This is a genomic window from Salmonella sp. A29-2, assembly GCF_020150755.1.
GTDB lineage: Bacteria > Pseudomonadota > Gammaproteobacteria > Enterobacterales > Enterobacteriaceae > Salmonella > Salmonella enterica.
Map to the genome: position 1 here is coordinate 576,405 of NZ_CP083731.1, position 24,999 is coordinate 601,403.

Consider the following 24,999-nt stretch of genomic DNA (forward strand, 5'->3'; position numbering starts at 1 on the left):
AATTTGCGTAATATTCGCGCCCTATTGTGAATATTTATAGCGCGCTCTGAATCATTGAAAGGTGTGCGCGGAAGCGGAGTTTTTTATGTACGCGGTTTTCCAAAGTGGTGGTAAACAACACCGAGTAAGCGAAGGTCAGACCGTTCGCCTGGAAAAGCTGGACATCGCAACTGGCGAAACTATCGAGTTCGCTGAAGTTCTGATGATCGCAAACGGTGAAGAAGTCAAAATCGGCGTTCCTTTCGTTGATGGCGGCGTAATCAAAGCTGAAGTTGTTGCCCACGGTCGTGGCGAGAAAGTTAAAATCGTTAAGTTTCGTCGCCGTAAACACTACCGTAAGCAGCAGGGCCATCGTCAGTGGTTCACTGATGTGAAAATTACCGGCATCAGCGCTTAAGATTAGGGGAGCAGATTAAATGGCACATAAAAAGGCTGGCGGCTCGACTCGTAACGGTCGCGATTCTGAAGCTAAACGTCTGGGCGTAAAACGCTTTGGCGGTGAAGCAGTTCTGGCAGGCAGCATCATCGTTCGTCAACGTGGTACTAAATTCCACGCGGGCACCAACGTTGGTTGCGGTCGTGACCACACTCTGTTTGCTAAAGCAGACGGTAAAGTGAAATTCGAAGTTAAAGGCCCGAAAAACCGTAAATACATCAGCATCGTTGCTGAGTAAGTTTTTTGTGGTCCGGTAACGGATGAAAGCCCCGCACCTGTTGCGGGGCTTTTTACATTCGATGGCCGACTAAAATATACCCGTGTGGCTGTGCGAATGCCGTTAACGGGTCTTTGCAGGGAACACGGCATGAAGCAGCAGGCAGGCATTGGCATTCTTTTAGCGCTCACTACCGCGATGTGCTGGGGAGCGTTGCCAATAGCAATGAAGCAAGTGCTGGAGGTGATGGAGCCTTCAACCATTGTCTTCTACCGCTTCTTAATGGCCAGTATTGGCCTCGGGGCGATACTGGCAGTAAAAAGAAAGCTGCCGCCGCTGCGTATTTTTCGTAAGCCGCGCTGGTTGGTGTTATTGGCGATAGCGACCTGCGGACTGTTCGGTAATTTCATTTTGTTCAGTTCTTCCCTGCAATATTTAAGCCCAACCGCGTCGCAGGTTATCGGTCAGCTCTCGCCGGTTGGCATGATGGTCGCCAGCGTCTTTATTCTGAAAGAAAAGATGCGCGGTACGCAGGTGATTGGCGCGCTGATGTTATTGAGCGGGCTGGTGATGTTTTTTAACACCAGTCTGATCGAGATTTTTACCCGACTGACCGACTACACCTGGGGCGTTATTTTTGGCGTAGGCGCGGCGATGGTGTGGGTGAGCTATGGCGTGGCGCAAAAAGTATTATTGCGACGTCTGGCCTCGCAGCAGATCCTGTTTTTACTGTACACTTTATGTACGATAGCGCTCTTGCCGCTGGCAAAACCGATGGTGATAGCGCAACTGAGCGACTGGCAGCTCGCCTGTTTGATTTTCTGCGGGCTAAATACGCTGGTAGGATATGGCGCCCTGGCGGAAGCGATGGCGCGTTGGCAGGCGGCGCAGGTGAGCGCGATAATCACGCTTACACCGCTATTTACCCTGCTGTTTTCAGATCTTTTATCTATGGCCTGGCCCGATTTCTTCGCCAGACCGATGTTAAACCTTTTAGGTTATCTCGGTGCGTTTGTCGTGGTTGCGGGCGCGATGTATTCCGCCATTGGTCATCGTATTTGGGGCGGTTTACGCAAGCATGAAACGGTGGTTTCGCAACCCCGCTCAGGCGAATGATTTACGGAGAATAAAATGAAGTTTGTTGATGAAGCATCGATTCTGGTCGTTGCAGGCGATGGCGGTAATGGCTGTGTGAGCTTCCGCCGCGAAAAATATATCCCGAAAGGCGGCCCGGACGGCGGTGATGGCGGCGACGGCGGCGACGTCTGGATGGAAGCCGATGAAAACCTGAATACGCTGATCGATTACCGCTTTGAAAAATCGTTCCGCGCTGAACGTGGTCAGAATGGCGCGAGCCGCGACTGTACCGGTAAACGCGGTAAAGACGTGACCATCAAAGTGCCGGTCGGTACGCGCGTTATCGACCAGGGAACCGGTGAAACGATGGGCGACATGACCAAACACGGTCAGCGTCTGTTGGTCGCGAAGGGCGGCTGGCATGGGTTAGGCAATACCCGTTTTAAATCCTCGGTTAACCGTACGCCGCGCCAGAAAACCAATGGTACGCCGGGTGATAAGCGCGACCTGCTGCTGGAACTGATGCTGCTGGCGGATGTCGGGATGCTGGGGATGCCAAACGCCGGTAAATCAACGTTCATTCGCGCGGTATCGGCAGCAAAACCGAAAGTCGCGGACTATCCGTTTACCACGCTGGTGCCGAGCCTGGGCGTGGTACGAATGGACAGCGAAAAGAGTTTTGTGGTGGCTGACATTCCGGGGTTGATCGAAGGCGCGGCGGAAGGCGCGGGCCTGGGGATTCGCTTCCTGAAGCACCTCGAACGTTGCCGCGTACTGCTGCACCTCATTGATATCGATCCGATCGACGGTTCCGATCCGGTGGAAAACGCCCGTATCATTATTGGCGAACTGGAAAAATACAGCCAGGATCTGGCGGCTAAACCGCGCTGGTTAGTGTTCAACAAGATCGATCTGATGGATAAAACCGAAGCGGAAGAGAAAGCGAAAGCGATCGCCGAAGCGTTGGGCTGGGAAGGGAAATACTATCTGATTTCCGCCGCCAGTCAGCTAGGGGTGAAAGATCTCTGCTGGGATGTGATGACCTTTATCATCGAGAATCCGATCGCGCAGGCTGAAGAAGCAAAACAGCCGGAAAAAGTCGAGTTCATGTGGGACGATTATCATCGCCAGCAGTTGGCTGAAGTGGAAGAAGACGCAGACGATGACTGGGATGACGACTGGGATGAAGACGACGAAGAAGGCGTCGAGTTCATCTACAAACGTTAATCTCGTAGCCGGATGGCGCTAACGCTTATCCGGCCTACAAAAGCCAACGGGCCGCATTTGCGGCCCGTTTTATTATGTTCTTTGTAGGCCGGATAAGACGCGTTAGCGCCGCCATCCGGCAATAATGCACTCAGTTATTCTGATAAATATCCTTATACAACCGACTCTCGAAGCGTACCAGCGGGATTCGGCGATTACGCTGATCGGCAGGTGGAACCGCGTAGCCGGACAAATACTGTACAAATGCCATCCGTTGCCCGCTTGCGGTGGTAATAAAGCCCGCCAGATTATACACGCCCTGCAGTGACCCGGTTTTCGCTGAAACCTTACCGTCTACGCCCGCCTGATGCAGCCCGGCGCGGTATTGTAATGAACCATCATAGCCCGCCAGCGGCAGCATAGAGATAAAGTTAAGCTCGTTATCGTGTTGGGCGATATATTGCAGCACCTGCATCATCGTGGCGGGAGCGATCAGGTTATGGCGAGAAAGACCGGAACCGTCGGCAATAATGGTATTGCCGATATCAATTCCCGCCTGTTGGCGCAGGATCTGGCGAACGGCATCCGATCCCGCCCGCCAGGTGCCAGGCACGTTAAACCTGACATGACCAATCATCCGAAAAACAGTATCGGCGATCATGTTGTCTGACTTTTTCAGCATAATCTTAAGCAGATCGTGCAGTGGTGCCGACTGTTTACTGGCGACGATCGTTCCGGGCTCGTTAACCTGCGTCTGACGCAGCAGCGTGCCGCGGTAAGTTATCCCGGCCTCTTTCAGTTCCTGCTTGAGGATCGCGCCCGCGTAGCTGGCGCCGTCCTGAATAGCAAAGGCCAGCGGCAGCGGGTCGGCGCGCTGTGGTAAACAGCCGGTAAGCGTATAACGGTTCAAATCGCCAGGCACAACATCCAGCTCGCAATACTGCGCGTCTGCCGAACCGCGCGGCAGAGTCCGTACCTGGCTGAACATCGTTACCGGATAATAAGAGGCCACGCGAATAAAGGCTAAATCGTTTGGTTTTTGCGCGCTATAAAGCGACACAGAAAAACAGTTGCGGTCAACAATGGCGGCGGCGGGAGGCGCGCTGAAACACTGCGTCAGGTCGTTCCACGGCCAGCCTGGCGCTTTATCGTGGCTGGCGAAAATCGACGTGTCGATAAGCACATTGCCGTCGATTTGCGTGACGCCGGACTTTTTCAGCGTTGCGACCATATTGCGAATATCCTGACGTCTTAGCGTTGGATCGCCACCGAAGCGCGCAATTAAGTCACCTTTCAGGATGCCGTTATCGACGTTGCCTTTAGTCTCCAGCGTGGTCGTAAAACGGAAATCCGGGCCGAGTTGAATCAGCGCCGCCAGCGCGGTAATCACCTTTTGGGTACTGGCGGGAAGCGCCATCTGCTGACTATGATAATCAATAGCCGGCGCGGGCGCGCCAATCTTTTGCACCATCAGCGCGAGGTTGGCGCCGGCCGGAAGCTGTTTGATGTATTCGTCAATATTCGCGGCCTGAACGCTGAACGCTATACTGGTGGTCAATCCGATGATAAATCTGGAAAATCGCATAATCTCGCGCTAACACCCTGGAAACAAGCCGTCATACTACGGCGCAACGCCCTAAAAAGTAAACGATGACCCATAGGGAACTCCAGGGTAAAATGGTTATCAAAGAGGAAATTGTAGCTGACCTGGGACTGCGCGCCCGGGTTGGTGTTTTTTTGCTTCTGACCCTGGTATGGCATATGCCGGGGCTGGCTTAGCAGCCGGGGTAGAGTTCATTGCCCCCTACAGGAATGTTCAAGAGGTATAACAAATGCAAGCTATTCCGATGACCTTACGCGGAGCCGAAAAACTGCGCGAAGAGCTGGATTTTCTGAAATCTGTGCGCCGTCCTGAAATCATCGCCGCTATCGCCGAAGCGCGCGAACATGGCGATTTAAAAGAAAACGCGGAGTATCATGCTGCACGCGAACAGCAGGGTTTCTGCGAAGGGCGCATTAAAGATATCGAAGCAAAACTGTCGAATGCGCAGGTGATTGATGTCACCAAAATGCCAAACAATGGCCGCGTGATTTTCGGCGCTACCGTCACGGTGCTGAACCTGGACACCGACGAAGAGCAGACCTACCGCATTGTTGGCGATGATGAGGCGGATTTTAAGCAAAATCTCATTTCGGTAAACTCGCCAATCGCTCGCGGACTGATCGGCAAAGAGCAGGATGACGTCGTGGTGATCAAAACGCCTGGCGGCGATGTGGAATACGAAGTGCTTAAAGTGGAATACCTTTAAGCAGTACTCAATACGCAAATTGTTGGTGTATTGTAAAGAAAGGAAAAAGGCCGCATAGCGGCCTTTTATCAACGGAGAGAGCGTGGCATTTTGCTCTCCTGCTCGTGGAAAACCCCTCGTTTTACACAGATTTTGTGTTCGACTTTAGGATATCCTTAACGCGGCAGCGAGATTTTACGCTCTTTAGTTGGGCGATACAGTACCAGCGTTTTACCGATGACCTGTACGTTACAGGCGCCGGTTTCGCGCACGATAGCGTCCACGATCAAGGTTTTTGTTTCGCGATCTTCCGAGGCGATTTTCACCTTGATAAGTTCATGGTGCTCTAACGCTTGTTCAATCTCGGCCAGTACCCCTTCGGTCAAACCATTATTGCCAAGCATAACAACAGGCTTGAGCGGATGTGCCAGACCTTTTAGGTGCTGTTTTTGTTTAGTACTCAGATTCATCGTATATTTTTGCTTACGTTGGGATTGAAAACGGGTCATTCTACCGCCATCTCCCTTATATCGCCAAATAGGCGTGTAGAAATTTACGCCATTGGCTACGATGAACTGCCCCGACGGGAAAGTTAAATGACAGGTAAAAAGCGTTCTGCCAGCTCAAGCCGCTGGCTTCAGGAACACTTTAGCGATAAATATGTTCAACAGGCGCAGAAAAAGGGGCTACGCTCCCGTGCCTGGTTTAAACTTGATGAAATACAGCAAAGTGACAAACTTTTTAAGCCGGGAATGACGGTAGTCGATCTCGGCGCTGCGCCAGGAGGCTGGTCACAGTATGTGGTCACGCAGATTGGCGGCAAAGGCCGCATCATCGCTTGTGATCTTTTACCTATGGATCCTATCGTTGGTGTGGACTTTCTTCAGGGCGATTTTCGTGATGAACTTGTCATGAAAGCGTTACTGGAACGCGTGGGTGACAGTAAAGTACAAGTTGTCATGTCGGATATGGCACCAAACATGAGCGGAACACCGGCGGTGGATATCCCCCGCGCCATGTATCTGGTGGAGCTGGCGTTAGAGATGTGCCGCGATGTGCTGGCGCCAGGCGGAAGTTTTGTAGTGAAGGTGTTCCAGGGCGAAGGTTTCGATGAGTATCTAAGGGAAATTCGCTCCCTGTTTACGAAGGTTAAAGTTCGTAAGCCGGACTCTTCGCGTGCGCGTTCGCGTGAAGTGTACATTGTAGCGACCGGGCGAAAGTGATAACCGGCAGATTTCAGACGTAAGGTTTGAAAGAAACTGGATATAGAGTATCCTGACGCTGTTTTTAACACAGTTGTAATAAGAGGTTAATCCCTTGAGTGACATGGCGAAAAACCTAATACTCTGGCTGGTCATTGCCGTTGTGCTGATGTCAGTATTCCAGAGCTTTGGGCCCAGCGAGTCTAATGGCCGTAAGGTGGATTACTCTACCTTCCTGCAAGAGGTCAATCAGGACCAGGTTCGCGAAGCGCGTATCAACGGACGTGAGATCAACGTTACCAAGAAAGATAGTAACCGTTACACGACTTACATTCCGATTAATGATCCGAAGCTGCTTGATAACCTGCTGACTAAAAACGTCAAGGTTGTTGGCGAACCACCTGAAGAGCCAAGCCTGCTGGCTTCTATCTTCATTTCCTGGTTCCCGATGCTGTTGCTGATCGGCGTCTGGATCTTCTTCATGCGTCAGATGCAGGGCGGCGGTGGCAAAGGCGCCATGTCGTTCGGTAAGAGCAAGGCGCGTATGCTGACGGAAGATCAGATCAAAACCACGTTTGCTGACGTTGCGGGTTGTGACGAAGCGAAAGAAGAAGTGGCGGAACTGGTTGAATACCTGCGTGAACCGAGCCGTTTCCAGAAGCTGGGCGGTAAAATTCCGAAAGGCGTCCTGATGGTCGGCCCGCCGGGTACCGGTAAAACCCTGCTGGCAAAAGCCATTGCGGGTGAAGCGAAGGTGCCATTCTTTACGATTTCCGGTTCTGACTTTGTGGAAATGTTCGTCGGTGTCGGCGCATCTCGTGTGCGTGACATGTTCGAACAGGCCAAGAAAGCGGCGCCGTGCATTATCTTCATCGATGAAATCGACGCCGTAGGTCGCCAGCGTGGCGCAGGTCTGGGCGGTGGTCACGATGAACGTGAGCAGACGTTGAACCAGATGCTGGTTGAGATGGACGGCTTCGAAGGTAACGAAGGTATCATCGTTATCGCGGCAACCAACCGTCCGGACGTTCTGGACCCGGCGCTGCTGCGTCCAGGTCGTTTTGACCGTCAGGTGGTGGTAGGCCTGCCGGATGTGCGCGGTCGTGAGCAGATTCTGAAGGTGCATATGCGTCGCGTACCGTTAGCGACGGATATTGATGCGGCGATCATTGCGCGCGGTACGCCGGGCTTCTCCGGTGCTGACCTCGCGAACCTGGTCAACGAAGCGGCGCTGTTTGCGGCTCGTGGTAACAAGCGCGTTGTGTCGATGGTTGAGTTCGAGAAAGCGAAAGACAAAATCATGATGGGCGCCGAACGTCGCTCCATGGTGATGACGGAAGCGCAGAAAGAGTCGACCGCGTACCACGAAGCGGGCCACGCGATTATCGGTCGCCTGGTGCCGGAACACGATCCGGTGCACAAAGTGACGATTATCCCGCGCGGTCGTGCGCTGGGCGTGACCTTCTTCCTGCCTGAAGGCGACGCGATCAGCGCCAGCCGTCAGAAGCTGGAAAGCCAAATCAGCACGCTGTACGGTGGCCGTCTGGCGGAAGAGATTATCTACGGCGTTGAGCATGTTTCTACCGGCGCGTCGAACGACATTAAAGTCGCGACTAACCTGGCGCGTAACATGGTCACCCAGTGGGGCTTCTCGGAGAAACTCGGTCCGTTGCTGTACGCGGAAGAAGAGGGCGAAGTATTCCTCGGCCGTAGCGTCGCAAAAGCGAAACATATGTCTGATGAAACTGCGCGTATCATCGACCAGGAAGTGAAAGCGCTGATTGAACGTAACTACAATCGCGCTCGTCAGATCCTGACTGACAATATGGATATTCTGCACGCGATGAAAGATGCGCTGATGAAATATGAAACCATCGATGCGCCGCAGATTGATGACCTGATGGCGCGTCGTGAAGTGCGTCCGCCTGCGGGCTGGGAAGATCCAAACGGCACCAATAACTCTGACAGCAATGGTACGCCTCAGGCGCCGCGTCCGGTTGATGAACCACGCACGCCGAACCCGGGCAACACGATGTCAGAGCAGCTGGGCGACAAATAAACGTTTGTTGTACAACATTATGTTTAGCGCTCACCGAAACCCTGGGGCTTGCCCCGGGGTTTTTCTTTTTTTAACTCACCACAAATAAAACAGGGATTTTGACCATGAAACTCTTCGCTCAGGGCGCCACGCTCGATCTCACTCATCCGCATGTTATGGGTATCCTGAACGTAACGCCGGATTCGTTCTCCGACGGCGGCGCGCATAACACGCTGATTGAGGCGGTGAAACATGCGAATTTAATGGTGAATGCCGGGGCGACAATTATTGATGTGGGGGGGGAATCAACGCGACCAGGCGCGGCAGAAGTGAGCGTGGAAGAAGAGCTGGATCGCGTTATTCCGGTACTGGAAGCAATCGCGCAACGTTTTGAAGTGTGGATTTCTGTGGATACCTCTAAACCCGAGGTGATCCGTGAAGCGGCAAGGGCGGGCGCGCATATTATCAATGATGTCCGTTCGCTCTCCGAGCCCGGCGCGTTGGAAGCGGCAGCGGAAACCGGCTTGCCGGTCAGTCTTATGCACATGCAGGGCAACCCCAAAACCATGCAGGAGGCGCCGAAATATGACGATGTCTTTGCCGAGGTGAATCGCTACTTTATTGAGCAAATAGCACGTTGTGAGAAGGCCGGCATCGCAAAAGAGAAATTGTTGCTCGACCCCGGATTCGGTTTCGGTAAAAATCTCTCTCACAATTATACCTTACTGGCGCGACTGGGTGAGTTTCATCATTTTAACCTGCCGCTGCTGGTGGGCATGTCACGTAAAACGATGGTTGGTCAGTTACTTAACGTGGGACCATCAGACCGTCTGAACGGCAGCCTTGCGTGCGCGGTAATTGCCGCGATGCAGGGCGCGCAGATCATTCGCGTCCATGACGTCAAAGAAACCGTAGAGGCGATGCGGGTGGTGGAAGCCACTCTGTCTGCAAAGGGAAACAAACGCTATGAGTAATCGTAAATATTTCGGTACCGATGGGATTCGCGGACGTGTAGGCAATGCCCCCATTACACCTGATTTCGTGCTTAAACTGGGTTGGGCTGCCGGAAAAGTGCTGGCGCGTCATGGCTCGCGTAAAATCATTATCGGTAAAGATACGCGTATTTCCGGCTATATGCTGGAGTCCGCGCTGGAGGCGGGCCTTGCCGCTGCGGGACTGTCGGCCTCGTTTACCGGACCTATGCCAACGCCAGCCGTCGCCTATCTGACGCGGACTTTCCGCGCGGAGGCGGGTATCGTTATCTCGGCTTCGCATAACCCGTTCTATGATAACGGCATTAAATTCTTCTCTATCGACGGTACGAAACTGCCTGACGATGTGGAAGAAGCCATCGAAGCCGAAATGGAAAAAGAGATCACCTGCGTAGACTCCGCCGAGCTGGGGAAAGCGAGCCGCATCGTCGATGCCGCCGGACGCTATATTGAGTTCTGTAAAGGCACCTTCCCGAACGAACTGAGCCTCAACGGCCTGAAAGTGGTTGTGGATTGCGCCAACGGCGCTACCTACCATATCGCGCCGAATGTGCTGCGCGAGCTGGGCGCGACCGTTATCGCCATCGGCTGTGAGCCAAACGGCGTCAACATTAACGAAGAAGTGGGCGCGACCGACGTGCGCGCGTTGCAGGCGCGCGTGTTGGCGGAGAAGGCGGACCTCGGCATCGCGCTTGACGGCGACGGCGACCGGGTCATCATGGTTGACCATGAAGGCAATAAAGTCGATGGCGATCAGATCATGTATATCATCGCGCGCGAAGGGCTGCGCCAGGGGCAACTGCGCGGCGGCGCGGTGGGGACGCTGATGAGCAATATGGGGCTGGAGCTGGCGCTCAAGCAGCTTGGCATTCCGTTTGCCCGGGCGAAAGTGGGCGACCGCTACGTGCTGGAAAAATTGCAGGAAAAAGGCTGGCGCATCGGCGCGGAAAACTCTGGTCACGTTATTCTGCTGGATAAAACGACCACTGGCGACGGTATCGTAGCGGGGCTACAAGTTCTGGCGGCGATGGTGCGTAATCATATGAGTCTGCACGATCTGTGCAGCGGTATGAAAATGTTCCCGCAGATTCTGGTTAACGTGCGTTACACCGCTGGTAGCGGCGATCCGCTGGAAAATGAAGCGGTGAAAGCGGTAACGGCGGACGTAGAAGCCACGCTCGGCAATCGTGGGCGGGTACTGCTACGTAAATCCGGTACCGAACCGCTGATTCGCGTGATGGTGGAAGGCGAGGATGAAGCGCAGGTTACGGCATTCGCCCATCGTATCGCGGATGCGGTAAAAGCCGTTTAAGTGACTAAAAAGGCGGCGGTTGCCGCCTTACTGCCCGCAAAAAACAACGCTTTTGCTGTTTTTTTCCGCAGTTGATACAATGCGCTTAAATTGCCCTTGCGAAGGTCATTCGCTTTGGTTAGTATTCACACCCGCTTCAGTGGGAAACAGTAAAAATCCCGCTTTATTGGTAGAAGCATTGGTACGCGGCAACTCCGCAAGGAACAGGTTGATTATGTACGAAGCTCTTTTAGTTGTTTTCCTTATTGTGGCAATTGGCCTTGTAGGTCTGATCATGCTGCAGCAAGGTAAAGGCGCTGATATGGGAGCCTCCTTCGGAGCAGGCGCTTCCGCTACGCTATTTGGTTCAAGTGGTTCTGGTAACTTCATGACCCGAATGACGGCGGTATTGGCGACGCTGTTCTTCATCATCAGTCTGGTGTTGGGTAATATCAATAGCAACAAAACCAATAAAGGAAGCGAGTGGGAAAATCTGAGCGCGCCGGCGAAGACCGAGCAGACTCAACCTGCTGCACCGGCCCAGCCGACCAGCGATATCCCGCGCTAATAGCAGTATCCGTGCCGAGGTGGTGGAATTGGTAGACACGCTACCTTGAGGTGGTAGTGCCCAATAGGGCTTACGGGTTCAAGTCCCGTCCTCGGTACCAATATTCCAGAAAAGAGACGCTGAAAAGCGTCTTTTTTTTCGTCTGTTGAAACTGCTCTCAGAGAGGAGGTTGAAGCACGCTTACACGCGTCCCTGGCATGGCCCCGTCAATACGTTGAGATAGCCCTCCATACATACTCATGTATGTCCTCTCTGGTGATCTCCCTGCGTCAGGTTCACTCCACCGATTACGAGATCATCTCCGTTCATTGAAGACGGTAGTTGCTCAGCTATAATCTGAAATGCTTGTATCTGTTATCCCCCTCCATATCTTTTGCTCAAGTAGTTTTATCTAATCTTCCTTTGCACTGAGCCGAATATCTAAGGAAGAGATTAATGAGTTTATTTTTCGATCGTGCTGGATTGATTGCCGAATTGCGCACATCCAATTTGAGCTCTGCTATTCAGGAGAACGTCGTGCAACAGGCACGTGCTGCTATTGCATTTAAACGTTGTCTGCGGGATATGGAAACAGTAAAGGTGGGGGCATCGCGGTTGGGCAGTCTACCCGACTGGCCATTAGGACAAAACTGGCCTATACGAAAAAAATCGGTTAATGCCACATCTCGCGTGCTAAAGCTAAAAGCTGAAAAAACGCGAAATGCCATGTTTGTTCATGAAATGAAAATGAGTTATGAGCTGCTCAATGAAGGGCGTAAGCTGCTTGGGCAGCCAGCGGAAGATTTTGATGAGGAGAAGTATCGGTCAGTGCAGCAACGGTTATTAACCGAAACTGACATCCGCATAGAGAATCAGTTGGTTGATTTTCCGCTTGCTTTCGTTGCCCAACTAAATTTGAGTGACCTGGCGTTACTCCCGGGGTTTGATCCACTGCTTCCCAGGCGGGGGTTATTGAGCTTCTTTGTCGATGTTACCTGGGAAGATCGGCAGCCCTTTGTTTTCTGGCACGATGTTGAGGTAGATACATTAAGCACGCTAGCTGTGCCAGATGACTTACTGGCTTTTTACAATAAGATTGAATTTCGTGAACCATGGCAATTGTGTACACAGGTTGAGTGCCTGGAACCTCTTTCCGTTATCAGTGTTCCGTCAGTCTGCGAGGGGTTAAGCGTTACGCAGCAGAAAGCGTATGAATCATGGTATGACGCGTTAAGTGATTACGAACAGGATAACCCGTATCGAGTTGATGCCTGCTATTCCGGCGATCTTCTGGGAGGGTGGACAATTCCTCTCCAACGTAGTGTGGAAGATGAACTGAATCAAAATGATACAAGATGGCGACAGCTTTTTAGCTGGGATGAAGAAATTCATTCTACAACAGCATTACTGGCTGTCGCTGGGCCGGATTTTGGCGGGGGCGTTGACTATATAATGATGACTGAAAAAGACATGGCTGCACAATGCTTTGACAGGGTGCGAAATGTTGTCCAGTTTGATTAACCGGCAAATCAGCCATTTGCATCAACCTGGGGTGATGTTCATAAAAAAGGCCGCTTTCGCGGCCTGTTGCATCAACGACGCGGGCTTATTTGCCTTTGTTTTCCAGATTCTCAACCTGCGGTAGACCGGTCGCGGAAGAGGCGGTTAACAGACCCGCTTTCGCGTAGCCGAACAGTTTCTCGCGGGTATCGGTAATGTCCAGATTACGCATGGTCAGCTGGCCAATACGATCGTCCGGTGAGAACACGGACTCGCCTTTTTCCATGGTCAAACGTTCTGGCTTATAGGTCAGGTTGTCAGACACCGTGTTCAGGATGGAGTAGTCGTTGCCGCGACGCAGCTCCAGCGTCACTTCACCGGTAATCTGGCTGGCGACCCAACGTTGTAGGCCGTCGCGCAGCATCAGCGCCTGCGAGTCGAACCAGCGGCCCTGATACAGCAGTTTACCCAGCTGACGACCATGAGAATGATACTGTTCAATGGTGTCTTCGTTATGAATACCGGTCAGCAGACGCTCGTAAGCGATGTGCAGCAGCGCCATCCCCGGGGCTTCATAGATGCCGCGGCTTTTCGCTTCAATGATACGGTTTTCGATCTGGTCGCTCATGCCCAGACCGTGACGGCCGCCGATGCGGTTCGCTTCCAGCATCATCTCAACATCATCGCTGAAGGTTTTGCCGTTCAGGGCTACAGGGTGGCCCTGCTCGAAGCGGACGGTCACTTCTTCTGCCGGGATCTTCACGCTCTCGTCCCAGAACTTCACGCCCATAATCGGGTTGACGATCTTGACGCTGGAGTTAAGAAACTCCAGATCTTTCGCTTCATGCGTGGCGCCGAGCATGTTGGAGTCGGTGGAGTAGGCTTTTTCGACTGACATCTTATAGTCGAAACCGCAGGCAATCATAAATTCAGACATCTCATGACGGCCGCCCAGCTCATCGATAAAGTCGGTATCCAGCCACGGTTTGTAAATCTGTAATTCAGCATTCGTCAGCAGGCCGTAACGATAGAAACGTTCAATATCGTTGCCTTTATAGGTACTGCCGTCGCCCCAGATATTCACGCCGTCTTCTTTCATCGCGGCGACCAGCATCGTGCCGGTTACGGCACGGCCCAGCGGCGTGGTATTGAAATAGGTCAGCCCGCCAGTCGTATTATGGAAAGCGCCGCACTGAATCGCTGCGATCCCTTCTGCAACCAACTGCTTGCGGCAATCAATCAGGCGAGCATTCTCTGCGCCATACTCCATTGCGCGACGAGGAATGGCGTCATAGTCATCCTCATCCGGTTGTCCCAGATTCGCAGTATAGGCATATGGGACAGCTCCTTTTTGTCGCATCCACAGCAGTGCGGCGCTGGTGTCCAGACCGCCGGAAAAAGCGATACCAATACGTTGACCTGCTGGAAGATGCTTAAGAATCGTCGTCATAGAATAGAACCCTGCTTGATTGACTGATAATGAGATCGGTTTCTGCTTTAGTGCATTTTTATGCAAAATAAATGAGTTTTCATTTAATCATCTTTTAGCAGAGACAGGAAGCGTTTAGTGAAGGTTTACTGAAATAACGTTGTGAAATGCATGTATAAGCCGGAGAGGTGGGATGAGTATAACGAAGAGTGATATTCATTCATCTGCATATTGGGAATAGGGTTGACATAACTCATGCCTGGTCACTATACTGTGCGCAGATTTTACGTCCCGTCCTCGGTACCAAATCCCAGCAGTATTTGCAAATTTTGCCCAAAACGAGTAGAATTTGCCACGTTTCAGGCGCGGGGTGGAGCAGCCTGGTAGCTCGTCGGGCTCATAACCCGAAGGTCGTCGGTTCAAATCCGGCCCCCGCAACCACTTTCCCTTAGAGTTCTTTTTCAAATATACTGTGAAGATTATGTCCTTCGTAGCTGGATTTGAAAAAAATTCTTTCGGAAGGTACACCAGACCGCCGTTGCGGTTATAGGGTTCAGTTATCTAAAGCCCCGATTTATCGGGGTTTTTTGTTATCTGACTACAGAATAACTGGGCTTTAGGCCCTTTTTTTATGTCTTGGGGGTGGGCTTGTCCACATTAGAGCAAAAATTAACAGAGATGATTACAGCGCCAGTTGAAGCCTTAGGCTACGAGCTGGTCGGCATCGAATTTATTCGCGGTCGCACATCCACACTGCGCATCTATATTGATAGTGAAGATGGCATCAATGTTGATGATTGTGCTGATGTGAGCCACCAGGTAAGCGCGGTGCTGGACGTTGAAGATCCTATCTCCGTGGCTTACAACCTTGAAGTCTCGTCACCGGGTCTCGACCGTCCTATGTTCACTGCCGATCATTATGCGCGTTTCCAGGGTGAAGAAGTTGCGCTGGTTCTTCGCATGGCGGTACAGAACCGTCGCAAGTGGCAGGGCATTATCAAAGCGGTGGACGGTGAAATGATTACCGTCACAGTCGAAGGCAAAGATGAAGTGTTCGCGCTGAGTAATATCCAGAAGGCGAACCTGGTTCCCCACTTTTAACAGTCTGGATGAGGTGAAAAGCCCGCGATGAACAAAGAAATTTTGGCTGTTGTTGAAGCCGTCTCCAACGAAAAAGCGCTGCCACGCGAAAAAATTTTTGAAGCGCTGGAAAGTGCGCTGGCGACAGCAACAAAGAAAAAATATGAGCAGGAGATCGATGTTCGTGTAGAAATCGATCGTAAAAGCGGTGATTTTGATACTTTCCGCCGTTGGTTGATCGTTGAAGAAGTAACCATGCCGACGAAGGAAATTACGCTGGAAGCGGCGCGTTTTGAAGACGAAAGCCTGAATGTCGGCGACTATGTTGAAGATCAGATTGAATCTGTCACCTTTGACCGTATCACCACGCAGACTGCGAAACAGGTTATCGTGCAGAAAGTGCGTGAAGCTGAACGGGCGATGGTTGTCGATCAGTTCCGCGACCAGGAAGGCGAAATCGTCACTGGCGTGGTGAAGAAAGTAAACCGCGACAATATCTCTCTGGAAATTAAATCTGAAGGGATGGCCGGTAACGCTGAAGCGGTGATTCTGCGTGAAGATATGCTGCCGCGCGAAAACTTCCGTCCTGGCGACCGTATTCGCGGCGTGCTGTATGCTGTTCGCCCGGAAGCGCGTGGCGCGCAGCTGTTCGTCACCCGTTCCAAGCCGGAAATGCTGATCGAACTGTTCCGCATCGAAGTGCCGGAAATCGGCGAAGAAGTGATTGAAATTAAAGCGGCGGCTCGCGATCCGGGTTCTCGTGCGAAAATCGCAGTGAAAACCAACGATAAACGTATCGATCCGGTCGGCGCTTGCGTGGGGATGCGCGGCGCGCGCGTTCAGGCGGTCTCTACCGAACTGGGCGGTGAGCGTATCGATATCGTGCTGTGGGATGATAACCCGGCGCAGTTCGTCATTAATGCGATGGCGCCGGCAGACGTCGCGTCTATTGTGGTGGACGAAGATAAACATACCATGGATATCGCCGTTGAAGCCGGTAATCTGGCGCAGGCGATCGGACGTAATGGTCAGAACGTCCGCCTGGCTTCGCAATTGAGCGGCTGGGAACTCAACGTAATGACCGTTGATGACTTGCAGGCTAAACATCAGGCTGAAGCACATGCCGCTATCGAGATCTTTACTAAATATCTTGATATTGATGAAGAGTTCGCGACCGTTCTGGTAGAAGAAGGTTTCTCCACGCTCGAAGAACTGGCCTATGTGCCAATGAAAGAACTGCTGGAAATTGACGGCCTTGATGAGCCGACCGTTGAAGCACTGCGCGAGCGTGCTAAAAACGCACTGGCCACTCTGGCGCAGGACCAGGAAGCAAGCCTCGGTGATAACAAACCGGCTGACGATCTGCTGAATCTGGAAGGATTAGATCGCGATATGGCTTTCAAACTGGCGGCTCGTGGTGTTTGTACGCTGGAAGATCTCGCCGACCAGGGCATTGATGATCTGGCTGATATCGAAGGGTTGACCGACGAAAAAGCCGGTGAGCTGATTATGGCTGCCCGTAATATTTGCTGGTTCGGCGACGAAGCGTAATAAACTGTAGCAGGAAGGAACAGCATGACAGATGTAACCCTAAAAGCGCTGGCCGCAGAGAGACAGGTTTCCGTGGATCGCCTGGTACAGCAGTTTGCTGATGCAGGTATCCGGAAATCTGCTGACGACTCTGTGTCCGCACAAGAAAAACAGACTTTACTGGCGCACCTGAACCGCGAAGCGGTTTCTGGTCCCGATAAACTGACGCTGCAGCGTAAAACGCGCAGCACCCTGAATATTCCTGGTACCGGTGGAAAAAGTAAATCGGTACAAATCGAAGTCCGCAAGAAGCGCACCTTTGTGAAACGCGATCCGCAAGAGGCTGAACGCCTGGCCGCGGAAGAGCAGGCGCAGCGTGAAGCGGAAGAGCAAGCCCGTCGTGAGGCAGAAGAACAGGCCAAACGCGAGGCGCAACAAAAAGCTGAACGCGAGGCCGCAGAACAAGCTAAGCGTGAAGCCGCTGAAAAAGCGAAACGTGAAGCTGCGGAAAAAGACAAAGTGAGCAATCAACAGACTGACGATATGACCAAAACCGCCCAGGCCGAAAAAGCCCGCCGTGAGAATGAAGCTGCAGAGCTGAAGCGTAAAGCGGAAGAAGAAGCACGTCGCAAACTCGAAGAAGAAGCGCGTCGTGTAGCAGAAGAAGCTCGCCGCATGGCGGAAGAAAACAAATGGACCGCAACGCCTGAGCCAGTAGAAGACACCAGTGACTATCATGTCACCACTTCTCAGCACGCGCGCCAGGCCGAAGACGAAAACGATCGTGAAGTAGAAGGCGGTCGTGGTCGTGGCCGTAATGCAAAAGCGGCGCGTCCGGCGAAAAAAGGCAAACATGCCGAATCCAAAGCCGATCGCGAAGAAGCGCGTGCTGCGGTTCGCGGCGGTAAAGGCGGCAAGCGTAAAGGGTCTTCTTTACAGCAAGGCTTCCAGAAGCCCGCTCAGGCCGTTAACCGTGACGTGGTGATCGGTGAAACCATCACCGTTGGCGAACTGGCGAACAAGATGGCGGTGAAAGGTTCTCAGGTCATCAAAGCGATGATGAAGCTGGGCGCCATGGCCACCATCAACCAGGTCATCGACCAGGAAACCGCACAGCTGGTTGCCGAAGAGATGGGCCACAAAGTTATCCTGCGTCGTGAAAACGAACTGGAAGAAGCGGTAATGAGCGACCGTGATACCGGCGCTGCGGCTGAACCGCGCGCTCCGGTTGTGACCATCATGGGTCACGTTGACCACGGTAAAACCTCTCTGCTGGACTACATTCGTTCCACGAAAGTAGCCTCTGGCGAAGCGGGCGGCATTACCCAGCACATCGGTGCTTACCACGTTGAAACTGACAACGGGATGATCACCTTCCTGGACACCCCAGGTCACGCCGCGTTTACTTCTATGCGTGCTCGCGGCGCCCAGGCAACGGATATCGTGGTTCTGGTGGTAGCGGCAGACGACGGCGTGATGCCGCAGACTATCGAAGCTATCCAGCACGCGAAAGCGGCAGGTGTGCCGGTCGTGGTTGCGGTGAACAAAATCGATAAGCCGGAAGCCGATCCGGATCGCGTTAAGAACGAACTGTCCCAGTACGGCATTCTGCCGGAAGAGTGGGGCGGTGAAAGCCAGTTCGTTCACGTGTCTGCGAAAGCAGGTACCGGTATTGACGAACTGCTGGACGCTATCCTGCTGCAGGCCGAAGTTCTGGAACTGAAAGCGGTACGCAAAGGTATGGCGAGCGGTGCGGTTATCGAATCCTTCCTGGATAAAGGTCGTGGTCCGGTGGCTACCGTGCTGGTACGCGAAGGTACGCTGCATAAGGGCGATATCGTGCTGTGTGGCTTCGAATACGGTCGCGTGCGTGCGATGCGTAACGAACTGGGTCAGGAAGTGCTGGAAGCGGGTCCGTCCATTCCGGTGGAAATCCTCGGCCTGTCCGGCGTTCCGGCTGCCGGTGACGAAGTGACCGTAGTTCGCGACGAGAAGAAAGCGCGTGAAGTTGCTCTGTATCGTCAGGGTAAATTCCGTGAAGTTAAACTGGCGCGTCAGCAGAAATCTAAACTCGAGAACATGTTCGCCAACATGACCGAAGGCGAAGTTCACGAAGTGAACATCGTGCTGAAGGCCGACGTACAGGGTTCTGTGGAAGCGATCTCCGACTCCTTGCTGAAACTGTCTACCGACGAAGTGAAAGTGAAGATCATCGGTTCTGGCGTAGGTGGTATCACCGAAACCGACGCGACCCTGGCTGCGGCGTCCAACGCCATTCTGGTTGGCTTCAACGTTCGTGCCGATGCCTCTGCGCGTAAAGTGATCGAATCTGAAAGCCTGGATCTGCGTTACTACTCCGTCATCTATAACCTGATCGACGAAGTGAAAGCGGCGATGAGCGGTATGCTGTCTCCGGAACTGAAACAGCAGATCATCGGTCTGGCTGAAGTGCGCGATGTGTTCAAATCGCCGAAATTCGGCGCGATCGCGGGCTGTATGGTTACCGAAGGTACGATTAAACGTCATAACCCAATCCGCGTTCTGCGTGACAACGTGGTTATCTATGAAGGCGAGCTGGAATCCCTGCGCCGCTTCAAAGATGACGTTAACGAAGTCCGTAACGGCATGGAATGTGGTATCGGCGTGAAGAACTACAACGACGTTCGCGTTGGCGATATGATCGAAGTATTCGAGATTATCGAGATCCAACGTACCATCGCTTAATCTTCGTCGTCTTTTGGGCCGCAACGGCGTTGGCTGCGCTCGCTCACCCCGGTCACATAGTTATCTATGCTCCCGGGGATTTACGAGCTTGCCGCCTTGTTGCAATCCAAAATCCTTAGAAGATGATTAGGCGTAGGCCGGGTAAGCGAAGCGCCACCCGGCAAGAAATTTAAAAAGGGGCTTATGGCCCCTTTTTTGTCTTTATTCTGGAGAATTTATTATGGCGAAAGAATTTGGTCGCCCTCAGCGCGTAGCGCAAGAGATGCAGAAAGAGATCGCGCTCATCCTGCAACGCGAAATCAAAGATCCACGTGTAGGTATGATGACCACCGTATCGGGTGTTGAAATGTCCCGCGATCTGGCATACGCCAAAGTATTCGTGACGTTCCTCAACGATCAGGACGAAGCGGCTGTGAAAAACGGCATTAAGGCCCTGCAGGAAGCGTCTGGTTTCATCCGCAGCTTGCTGGGTAAAGCGATGCGTTTGCGCATCGTACCGGAACTGACCTTCTTCTACGACAACTCGCTGGTGGAAGGGATGCGTATGTCCAACCTGGTGACTAACGTGGTGAAACATGACGAAGAACGTCGTGTGAACCCGGACGACAGCAAGGAGGACTGATGAGTCGTCCTCGTCGTCGTGGCCGCGACATTCACGGCGTTCTGCTGCTGGATAAGCCGCAGGGTATGTCCAGCAATGACGTGCTGCAGAAAGTTAAGCGCATCTACAATGCCAACCGCGCCGGGCATACCGGCGCGCTGGACCCGCTGGCGACCGGCATGTTGCCGATTTGCCTCGGCGAAGCGACAAAATTTTCGCAGTACCTGCTGGATTCTGACAAACGCTATCGTGTTATTGCCCGTCTGGGGCAGCGCACGGATACCTCTGACGCCGATGGTCAAATCGTGCAGGAGCGTCCGGTGACTTTCAGCGCTGAGCAGCTTGCGAGCGCGCTGGAGACCTTTCGTGGGGATATCGAACAGATTCCCTCGATGTATTCGGCGCTGAAGTATCAGGGCAAGAAGCTGTACGAATATGCCCGCCAGGGTATCGAAGTGCCGCGCGAAGCCCGCCCGATTACCGTCTATGAGCTGCTGTTTATTCGCCATGAAGGTAACGAGCTGGAGCTGGAAGTTCATTGCTCCAAAGGCACCTATATTCGTACCATTATTGATGATTTAGGTGAGAAACTGGGCTGTGGCGCGCACGTAACGTACCTGCGTCGTCTGACGGTCAGCAAGTATCCGGTGGATCGTATGGTGACGCTGGAGCATTTGCAGACGCTGGTAGCACAGGCGGAACAGCAGGGCGTTCCGGCGGCGCAGTTGCTCGATCCATTATTGATGCCAATGGACAGTCCAGCTTCGGACTATCCTGTTGTTAATCTGCCGTTAACATCTTCGGTATACTTCAAAAATGGCAACCCGGTTCGTACCACGGGCGCGCCGTTGAAGGGACTGGTTCGTGTGACGGAAGGTGAAGACGATAAATTTATCGGCATGGGCGAAATTGACGACGAAGGCCGTGTCGCGCCTCGTCGGCTGGTAGTAGAGTACCCAGCGTAATGTCGCTTCGTCTTGCGATAAGAGAGCGCTGCGAGTAGAATACCGCCGCTTAACGTCGCGTAAATTATTTAACAGTTTACGCGGCGTACACTGGGATCGCTGAATTAGAGATCGGCGTCCTCTCATTCTTAAATACTTTGGAGTTTTAAAATGTCTCTAAGTACTGAAGCTACAGCTAAAATCGTTTCTGAGTTCGGTCGTGACGCAAACGACACCGGTTCTACCGATGTTCAGGTTGCTCTGTTGACTGCACAGATTAACCACCTGCAGGGTCACTTTGCAGAGCATAAAAAAGATCACCACAGCCGTCGTGGTCTGCTGCGTATGGTTTCTCAGCGTCGTAAACTGCTCGACTACCTGAAACGTAAAGATGTTGCACGCTACACCGCGCTGATTGAGCGTCTGGGTCTGCGTCGCTAATTCTTTCGAGTTTCAGAAAGAGGGGGCCTTCATGGCCCCTTTTTTCCAGCAGATGGCAGCAATTCGCTGGAAACTAATGTATTGTTGCTATGAATGATCTTCCGTTGCAGAGGTTCGCGCGGCTAATGAGAGGCTTTACCCATATCAGGGTTAGGGTTGTCATTAGTCGCGAGGATGCGCAGAAGATCGGGTATTAACGACGGCGCGTATTATGCCGTCAAAAATTGGAAAGGATATTATTTTGCTTAATCCGATCGTTCGTAAATTCCAGTACGGTCAGCATACCGTTACGCTGGAAACTGGCATGATGGCGCGTCAGGCCACTGCCGCTGTTATGGTAAGCATGGATGACACCGCCGTATTCGTTACCGTTGTCGGCCAGAAAAAAGCCAAGCCAGGCCAGGACTTCTTCCCACTGACCGTTAACTATCAGGAGCGTACCTACGCTGCTGGTCGTATCCCGGGCAGCTTCTTCCGTCGTGAAGGCCGTCCAAGCGAAGGCGAAACCCTGATTGCGCGTCTGATTGACCGCCCGGTTCGTCCGCTGTTCCCGGAAGGCTTCGTTAACGAAGTGCAGGTTATCGCGACCGTCGTTTCCGTTAACCCGCAGGTTAACCCGGACATCGTTGCCATGATCGGCGCATCCGCTGCGCTGTCCCTGTCCGGCATTCCGTTCAACGGCCCAATCGGCGCGGCGCGCGTAGGTTACATCAATGACCAGTACGTGCTGAACCCGACCCAGGACGAGCTGAAAGAAAGCAAGCTGGACCTGGTGGTTGCCGGTACCGAAGCGGCTGTGCTGATGGTGGAATCCGAAGCTGAACTGCTGAGTGAAGACACTATGCTGGGCGCGGTGGTGTTCGGTCACGAGCAGCAGCAGGTTGTTATCCAGGCGATCAACGATCTGGTGAAAGAAGCCGGTAAACCGCGTTGGGACTGGCAGCCGGAAGCCGTCAACGACGCGTTGAACGCGCGTGTTGCTGCGCTTGCTGAATCTCGTCTGAGCGACGCGTACCGCATTACCGATAAACAAGAGCGCTATGCTCAGGTTGACGTAATCAAATCCGAAACCATCGAGCAGCTTATTGCAGAAGATGAAACTCTGGATGCTAACGAGCTGGGCGAAATCCTGCACGCCATCGAGAAAAACGTGGTGCGTAGCCGCGTACTGGCAGGCGAGCCGCGTATTGATGGCCGTGAAAAAGACATGATCCGTGGTCTGGACGTGCGCACTGGCGTACTGCCGCGTACTCACGGTTCCGCTCTGTTTACCCGTGGTGAAACGCAGGCGCTGGTTACCGCGACTCTGGGTACTGCCCGTGACGCGCAGGTGCTTGATGAACTGATGGGCGAGCGTACTGACAGCTTCCTGTTCCACTACAACTTCCCTCCGTACTCCGTAGGCGAAACCGGCATGGTCGGTTCTCCGAAGCGTCGTGAAATTGGTCACGGTCGTCTGGCGAAGCGCGGCGTGCTGGCAGTGATGCCGGACATGGATAAATTCCCGTACACCGTTCGCGTGGTGTCTGAAATCACCGAATCCAACGGTTCTTCTTCTATGGCTTCCGTGTGCGGCGCTTCTCTGGCGCTGATGGACGCTGGCGTGCCAATTAAAGCCGCCGTAGCAGGTATCGCTATGGGTCTGGTGAAAGAAGGCGACAACTACGTTGTACTGTCTGACATTCTGGGCGACGAAGATCACCTGGGCGATATGGACTTCAAAGTGGCGGGTTCCCGCGACGGTATCTCTGCGCTGCAGATGGATATCAAAATTGAAGGTATCACCAAAGAGATCATGCAGGTTGCGTTGAACCAGGCTAAAGGTGCGCGTCTGCACATCCTGGGCGTGATGGAACAGGCGATCAACGCGCCGCGCGGCGATATCTCTGAATTTGCGCCGCGTATCCATACCATCAAGATCAGCACGGACAAGATCAAAGACGTGATCGGTAAAGGCGGTTCTGTGATCCGCGCGCTGACTGAAGAGACCGGCACCACCATCGAAATTGAAGATGACGGTACTGTGAAGATCGCGGCGACCGACGGTGAAAAAGCGAAATACGCTATCCGTCGTATCGAAGAGATCACCGCAGAGATCGAAGTCGGCCGTATCTACAATGGTAAAGTGACCCGTATCGTTGACTTTGGCGCGTTTGTTGCCATCGGCGGCGGTAAAGAAGGTCTGGTTCACATCTCTCAAATCGCGGATAAGCGTGTAGAGAAAGTGACCGACTATCTGCAGATGGGTCAGGAAGTCCCGGTTAAGGTTCTGGAGGTTGACCGCCAGGGCCGTGTACGTCTGAGCATTAAAGAAGCAACCGAGCAGTCTCAACCTGCGGCTGCGCCGGAAGCTCCGGCGAGCGAACAGGCCGAGTAAGGTAGCCTTTTGCCCTCCGCAGTGCGGAGGGCTTTAGACCTGGCTGGACGCCTTGTTGAGCCACCGGGGAACAGGACGTTCATTCAATCGTTGTCTTCGGGAGTGGGAAATGAAGCCTTTTTTGCGCTGGTGTTTCGTTGCGACAGCACTTACGCTTGCAGGATGCAGTAATTCCGCCTGGCGTAAAAGTGAAGTCCTCGCAGTACCATTGCAACCGACTTTACAGCAGGAAGTGATTCTGGCGCGTATGGAACAGATTCTTGCCAGTCGGGCTTTAACCGATGACGAACGCGCACAGCTTTTATATGAGCGCGGAGTGTTGTATGATAGTCTTGGTTTGAGGGCATTAGCGCGAAATGATTTTTCACAAGCGCTGGCAATCAGACCGGATATGCCTGAAGTATTCAATTACTTAGGCATTTATTTAACGCAGGCAGGCAATTTTGATGCTGCCTATGAAGCGTTTGATTCTGTACTAGAGCTTGATCCAACTTACAACTACGCGCACTTAAACCGCGGTATCGCATTGTATTACGGCGGCCGTGATAAGTTAGCGCAAGATGATCTGCTGGCGTTTTATCAAGACGATCCCAATGATCCTTACCGCAGCCTGTGGCTGTATCTTGTTGAGCAGAAGCTTAATGAGAAGCAGGCGAAAGAAGCGTTAAAAGCACGCTTCGAAAAATCGGATAAAGAGCAATGGGGATGGAACATTGTCGAGTTCTACCTGGGCGACATTAGCGAAGCAACGCTGATGGAAAGGCTCAAGGCGGACGCAACGGATAACACCTCGCTCGCTGAGCATCTCAGTGAAACCAACTTCTATTTAGGTAAGTATTACCTAAGTCTGGGGGATTTGGACAGCGCCACGGCTCTGTTCAAACTGGCGGTGGCCAACAACGTTCATAACTTTGTTGAGCACCGATACGCATTGTTGGAATTATCGCTCCTGGGCCAGGACCAAGATGACCTGGCAGAATCGGACCAGCAATAGCTGACGAACATATCAGCCCGTAATCTTTTTGATTGCCATCACCTTCGCGGGTGAGGGCGTTGTTGTTCGTTAATACACCTACTTT

General features: G+C 52.9%; 22 protein-coding genes and 2 tRNA genes. 21 read left to right on the top strand and 3 right to left on the bottom strand.

All coding sequences use genetic code 11. From position 1 onward, the window contains the following. Window positions 1-85: 85 nt before the first annotated feature. The 4 genes from rplU (at window position 86) to cgtA (ending at window position 2,957) form a co-directional block, all read left to right on the top strand. Window positions 86-397: a 50S ribosomal protein L21 gene (rplU, locus tag K8W53_RS02805; protein WP_000271396.1), complete on the top strand. Its 312-nt coding sequence runs from the start codon at window positions 86-88 to the stop codon at window positions 395-397. A 19-nt stretch (window positions 398-416) separates the two neighbouring features. Then, entirely contained in the window at window positions 417-674 is a 258-nt protein-coding gene (gene rpmA, locus K8W53_RS02810) for a 50S ribosomal protein L27 (protein ID WP_000940593.1), read from the top strand. A gap of 129 nt (window positions 675-803) precedes the next feature. After that, entirely contained in the window at window positions 804-1,769 is a 966-nt protein-coding gene (locus K8W53_RS02815) for a DMT family transporter (protein WP_000813052.1), read from the top strand. A gap of 15 nt (window positions 1,770-1,784) precedes the next feature. Then, the gene (gene cgtA / locus K8W53_RS02820) at window positions 1,785-2,957 is read left to right on the top strand and encodes an Obg family GTPase CgtA (protein WP_000673556.1); all 1,173 of its coding nucleotides are present in this window, start codon (window positions 1,785-1,787) and stop codon (window positions 2,955-2,957) included. Between the two features lie 130 nt (window positions 2,958-3,087). On the opposite strand, the gene dacB is transcribed toward cgtA, so the two are convergent. After that, window positions 3,088-4,521, bottom strand: coding sequence for a serine-type D-Ala-D-Ala carboxypeptidase (gene dacB / locus K8W53_RS02825; protein WP_001212675.1), 1,434 nt, complete (start codon window positions 4,519-4,521; stop codon window positions 3,088-3,090). Between the two features lie 247 nt (window positions 4,522-4,768). Here dacB and greA point away from each other — a divergent pair, with 247 nt between their 5' ends. After that, entirely contained in the window at window positions 4,769-5,245 is a 477-nt protein-coding gene (gene greA, locus K8W53_RS02830; protein WP_001148008.1) for a transcription elongation factor GreA, read from the top strand. Between the two features lie 155 nt (window positions 5,246-5,400). Here the strand turns inward: greA and yhbY are convergent, their stop codons facing one another. Beyond that, the gene (gene yhbY, locus K8W53_RS02835) at window positions 5,401-5,694 is read right to left on the bottom strand and encodes a ribosome assembly RNA-binding protein YhbY (protein ID WP_001592995.1); all 294 of its coding nucleotides are present in this window, start codon (window positions 5,692-5,694) and stop codon (window positions 5,401-5,403) included. A gap of 126 nt (window positions 5,695-5,820) precedes the next feature. Here yhbY and rlmE point away from each other — a divergent pair, with 126 nt between their 5' ends. The 7 genes from rlmE to K8W53_RS02870 all read left to right on the top strand — a co-directional run bounded on the left by rlmE (window position 5,821) and on the right by K8W53_RS02870 (window position 12,815). After that, window positions 5,821-6,447 carry a 23S rRNA (uridine(2552)-2'-O)-methyltransferase RlmE gene (gene rlmE / locus K8W53_RS02840; RefSeq protein ID WP_000145974.1) on the top strand — a complete coding sequence of 209 codons (627 nt, stop codon included), beginning with the start codon at window positions 5,821-5,823 and terminating at the stop codon, window positions 6,445-6,447. Window positions 6,448-6,550: 103 nt separating this feature from the next. Continuing rightward, window positions 6,551-8,485 carry an ATP-dependent zinc metalloprotease FtsH gene (gene ftsH, locus K8W53_RS02845; RefSeq protein WP_001107481.1) on the top strand — a complete coding sequence of 645 codons (1,935 nt, stop codon included), beginning with the start codon at window positions 6,551-6,553 and terminating at the stop codon, window positions 8,483-8,485. A gap of 104 nt (window positions 8,486-8,589) precedes the next feature. Beyond that, entirely contained in the window at window positions 8,590-9,438 is an 849-nt protein-coding gene (gene folP, locus K8W53_RS02850) for a dihydropteroate synthase (RefSeq protein WP_000764711.1), read from the top strand. After that, window positions 9,431-10,768 (top strand): phosphoglucosamine mutase, encoded by a 1,338-nt coding sequence (glmM, locus tag K8W53_RS02855; protein WP_000071169.1) that lies wholly within the window; start codon window positions 9,431-9,433, stop codon window positions 10,766-10,768. Before folP ends, glmM begins: the two co-directional genes overlap by 8 nt. 214 nt (window positions 10,769-10,982) lie before the next feature. Beyond that, window positions 10,983-11,315: a preprotein translocase subunit SecG gene (secG, locus tag K8W53_RS02860; RefSeq protein WP_000272680.1), complete on the top strand. Its 333-nt coding sequence runs from the start codon at window positions 10,983-10,985 to the stop codon at window positions 11,313-11,315. Between the two features lie 13 nt (window positions 11,316-11,328). Continuing rightward, window positions 11,329-11,415, top strand: a tRNA-Leu gene (locus K8W53_RS02865). A 335-nt stretch (window positions 11,416-11,750) separates the two neighbouring features. Then, complete coding sequence (locus K8W53_RS02870; protein WP_023202936.1) at window positions 11,751-12,815, top strand: YwqG family protein; 1,065 nt, start codon at window positions 11,751-11,753, stop codon at window positions 12,813-12,815. Between the two features lie 85 nt (window positions 12,816-12,900). Here K8W53_RS02870 and argG read toward each other — a convergent pair whose 3' ends face one another. Then, window positions 12,901-14,244: an argininosuccinate synthase gene (gene argG / locus K8W53_RS02875; protein WP_000207649.1), complete on the bottom strand. Its 1,344-nt coding sequence runs from the start codon at window positions 14,242-14,244 to the stop codon at window positions 12,901-12,903. Window positions 14,245-14,587: 343 nt separating this feature from the next. Between argG and K8W53_RS02880 the strand changes: the two genes are divergently transcribed. From K8W53_RS02880 to nlpI, 9 genes are all read left to right on the top strand, one after another. Beyond that, window positions 14,588-14,664: transfer RNA gene (locus tag K8W53_RS02880), tRNA-Met, on the top strand. Window positions 14,665-14,871: 207 nt separating this feature from the next. Further along, window positions 14,872-15,324, top strand: a complete 453-nt coding sequence (rimP, locus tag K8W53_RS02885; protein ID WP_000105461.1) for a ribosome maturation factor RimP — start codon at window positions 14,872-14,874, stop codon at window positions 15,322-15,324. Between the two features lie 27 nt (window positions 15,325-15,351). Further along, window positions 15,352-16,854 carry a transcription termination factor NusA gene (nusA, locus tag K8W53_RS02890; protein ID WP_001031038.1) on the top strand — a complete coding sequence of 501 codons (1,503 nt, stop codon included), beginning with the start codon at window positions 15,352-15,354 and terminating at the stop codon, window positions 16,852-16,854. Between the two features lie 24 nt (window positions 16,855-16,878). Further along, window positions 16,879-19,557 carry a translation initiation factor IF-2 gene (infB, locus tag K8W53_RS02895; RefSeq protein WP_000133064.1) on the top strand — a complete coding sequence of 893 codons (2,679 nt, stop codon included), beginning with the start codon at window positions 16,879-16,881 and terminating at the stop codon, window positions 19,555-19,557. Window positions 19,558-19,777: 220 nt separating this feature from the next. After that, window positions 19,778-20,179, top strand: coding sequence for a 30S ribosome-binding factor RbfA (rbfA, locus tag K8W53_RS02900; RefSeq protein ID WP_001040208.1), 402 nt, complete (start codon window positions 19,778-19,780; stop codon window positions 20,177-20,179). Then, entirely contained in the window at window positions 20,179-21,123 is a 945-nt protein-coding gene (truB, locus tag K8W53_RS02905) for a tRNA pseudouridine(55) synthase TruB (RefSeq protein ID WP_000089674.1), read from the top strand. The genes rbfA and truB overlap by 1 nt, the downstream gene beginning before the upstream one ends. A 150-nt stretch (window positions 21,124-21,273) precedes the next feature. Beyond that, the gene (gene rpsO / locus K8W53_RS02910) at window positions 21,274-21,543 is read left to right on the top strand and encodes a 30S ribosomal protein S15 (RefSeq protein ID WP_000059465.1); all 270 of its coding nucleotides are present in this window, start codon (window positions 21,274-21,276) and stop codon (window positions 21,541-21,543) included. Between the two features lie 241 nt (window positions 21,544-21,784). Next, complete coding sequence (pnp, locus tag K8W53_RS02915) at window positions 21,785-23,920, top strand: polyribonucleotide nucleotidyltransferase (protein WP_001670767.1); 2,136 nt, start codon at window positions 21,785-21,787, stop codon at window positions 23,918-23,920. 109 nt (window positions 23,921-24,029) lie between these two features. Next, window positions 24,030-24,914 carry a lipoprotein NlpI gene (gene nlpI, locus K8W53_RS02920; RefSeq protein WP_000802069.1) on the top strand — a complete coding sequence of 295 codons (885 nt, stop codon included), beginning with the start codon at window positions 24,030-24,032 and terminating at the stop codon, window positions 24,912-24,914. Window positions 24,915-24,999: the final 85 nt, after the last annotated feature.

Coding starts and splice junctions, on each gene's coding strand:
- rplU (WP_000271396.1), top strand. CDS start 86: ATGTACGCGGTTTTCCAAAGTGGTGGTAAACAACACCGAGTAAGCGAA.
- rpmA (WP_000940593.1), top strand. CDS start 417: ATGGCACATAAAAAGGCTGGCGGCTCGACTCGTAACGGTCGCGATTCT.
- K8W53_RS02815 (WP_000813052.1), top strand. CDS start 804: ATGAAGCAGCAGGCAGGCATTGGCATTCTTTTAGCGCTCACTACCGCG.
- cgtA (WP_000673556.1), top strand. CDS start 1,785: ATGAAGTTTGTTGATGAAGCATCGATTCTGGTCGTTGCAGGCGATGGC.
- dacB (WP_001212675.1), bottom strand. CDS start 4,521: ATGCGATTTTCCAGATTTATCATCGGATTGACCACCAGTATAGCGTTC.
- greA (WP_001148008.1), top strand. CDS start 4,769: ATGCAAGCTATTCCGATGACCTTACGCGGAGCCGAAAAACTGCGCGAA.
- yhbY (WP_001592995.1), bottom strand. CDS start 5,694: ATGAATCTGAGTACTAAACAAAAACAGCACCTAAAAGGTCTGGCACAT.
- rlmE (WP_000145974.1), top strand. CDS start 5,821: ATGACAGGTAAAAAGCGTTCTGCCAGCTCAAGCCGCTGGCTTCAGGAA.
- ftsH (WP_001107481.1), top strand. CDS start 6,551: ATGGCGAAAAACCTAATACTCTGGCTGGTCATTGCCGTTGTGCTGATG.
- folP (WP_000764711.1), top strand. CDS start 8,590: ATGAAACTCTTCGCTCAGGGCGCCACGCTCGATCTCACTCATCCGCAT.
- glmM (WP_000071169.1), top strand. CDS start 9,431: ATGAGTAATCGTAAATATTTCGGTACCGATGGGATTCGCGGACGTGTA.
- secG (WP_000272680.1), top strand. CDS start 10,983: ATGTACGAAGCTCTTTTAGTTGTTTTCCTTATTGTGGCAATTGGCCTT.
- K8W53_RS02870 (WP_023202936.1), top strand. CDS start 11,751: ATGAGTTTATTTTTCGATCGTGCTGGATTGATTGCCGAATTGCGCACA.
- argG (WP_000207649.1), bottom strand. CDS start 14,244: ATGACGACGATTCTTAAGCATCTTCCAGCAGGTCAACGTATTGGTATC.
- nusA (WP_001031038.1), top strand. CDS start 15,352: ATGAACAAAGAAATTTTGGCTGTTGTTGAAGCCGTCTCCAACGAAAAA.
- infB (WP_000133064.1), top strand. CDS start 16,879: ATGACAGATGTAACCCTAAAAGCGCTGGCCGCAGAGAGACAGGTTTCC.
- rbfA (WP_001040208.1), top strand. CDS start 19,778: ATGGCGAAAGAATTTGGTCGCCCTCAGCGCGTAGCGCAAGAGATGCAG.
- truB (WP_000089674.1), top strand. CDS start 20,179: ATGAGTCGTCCTCGTCGTCGTGGCCGCGACATTCACGGCGTTCTGCTG.
- rpsO (WP_000059465.1), top strand. CDS start 21,274: ATGTCTCTAAGTACTGAAGCTACAGCTAAAATCGTTTCTGAGTTCGGT.
- nlpI (WP_000802069.1), top strand. CDS start 24,030: ATGAAGCCTTTTTTGCGCTGGTGTTTCGTTGCGACAGCACTTACGCTT.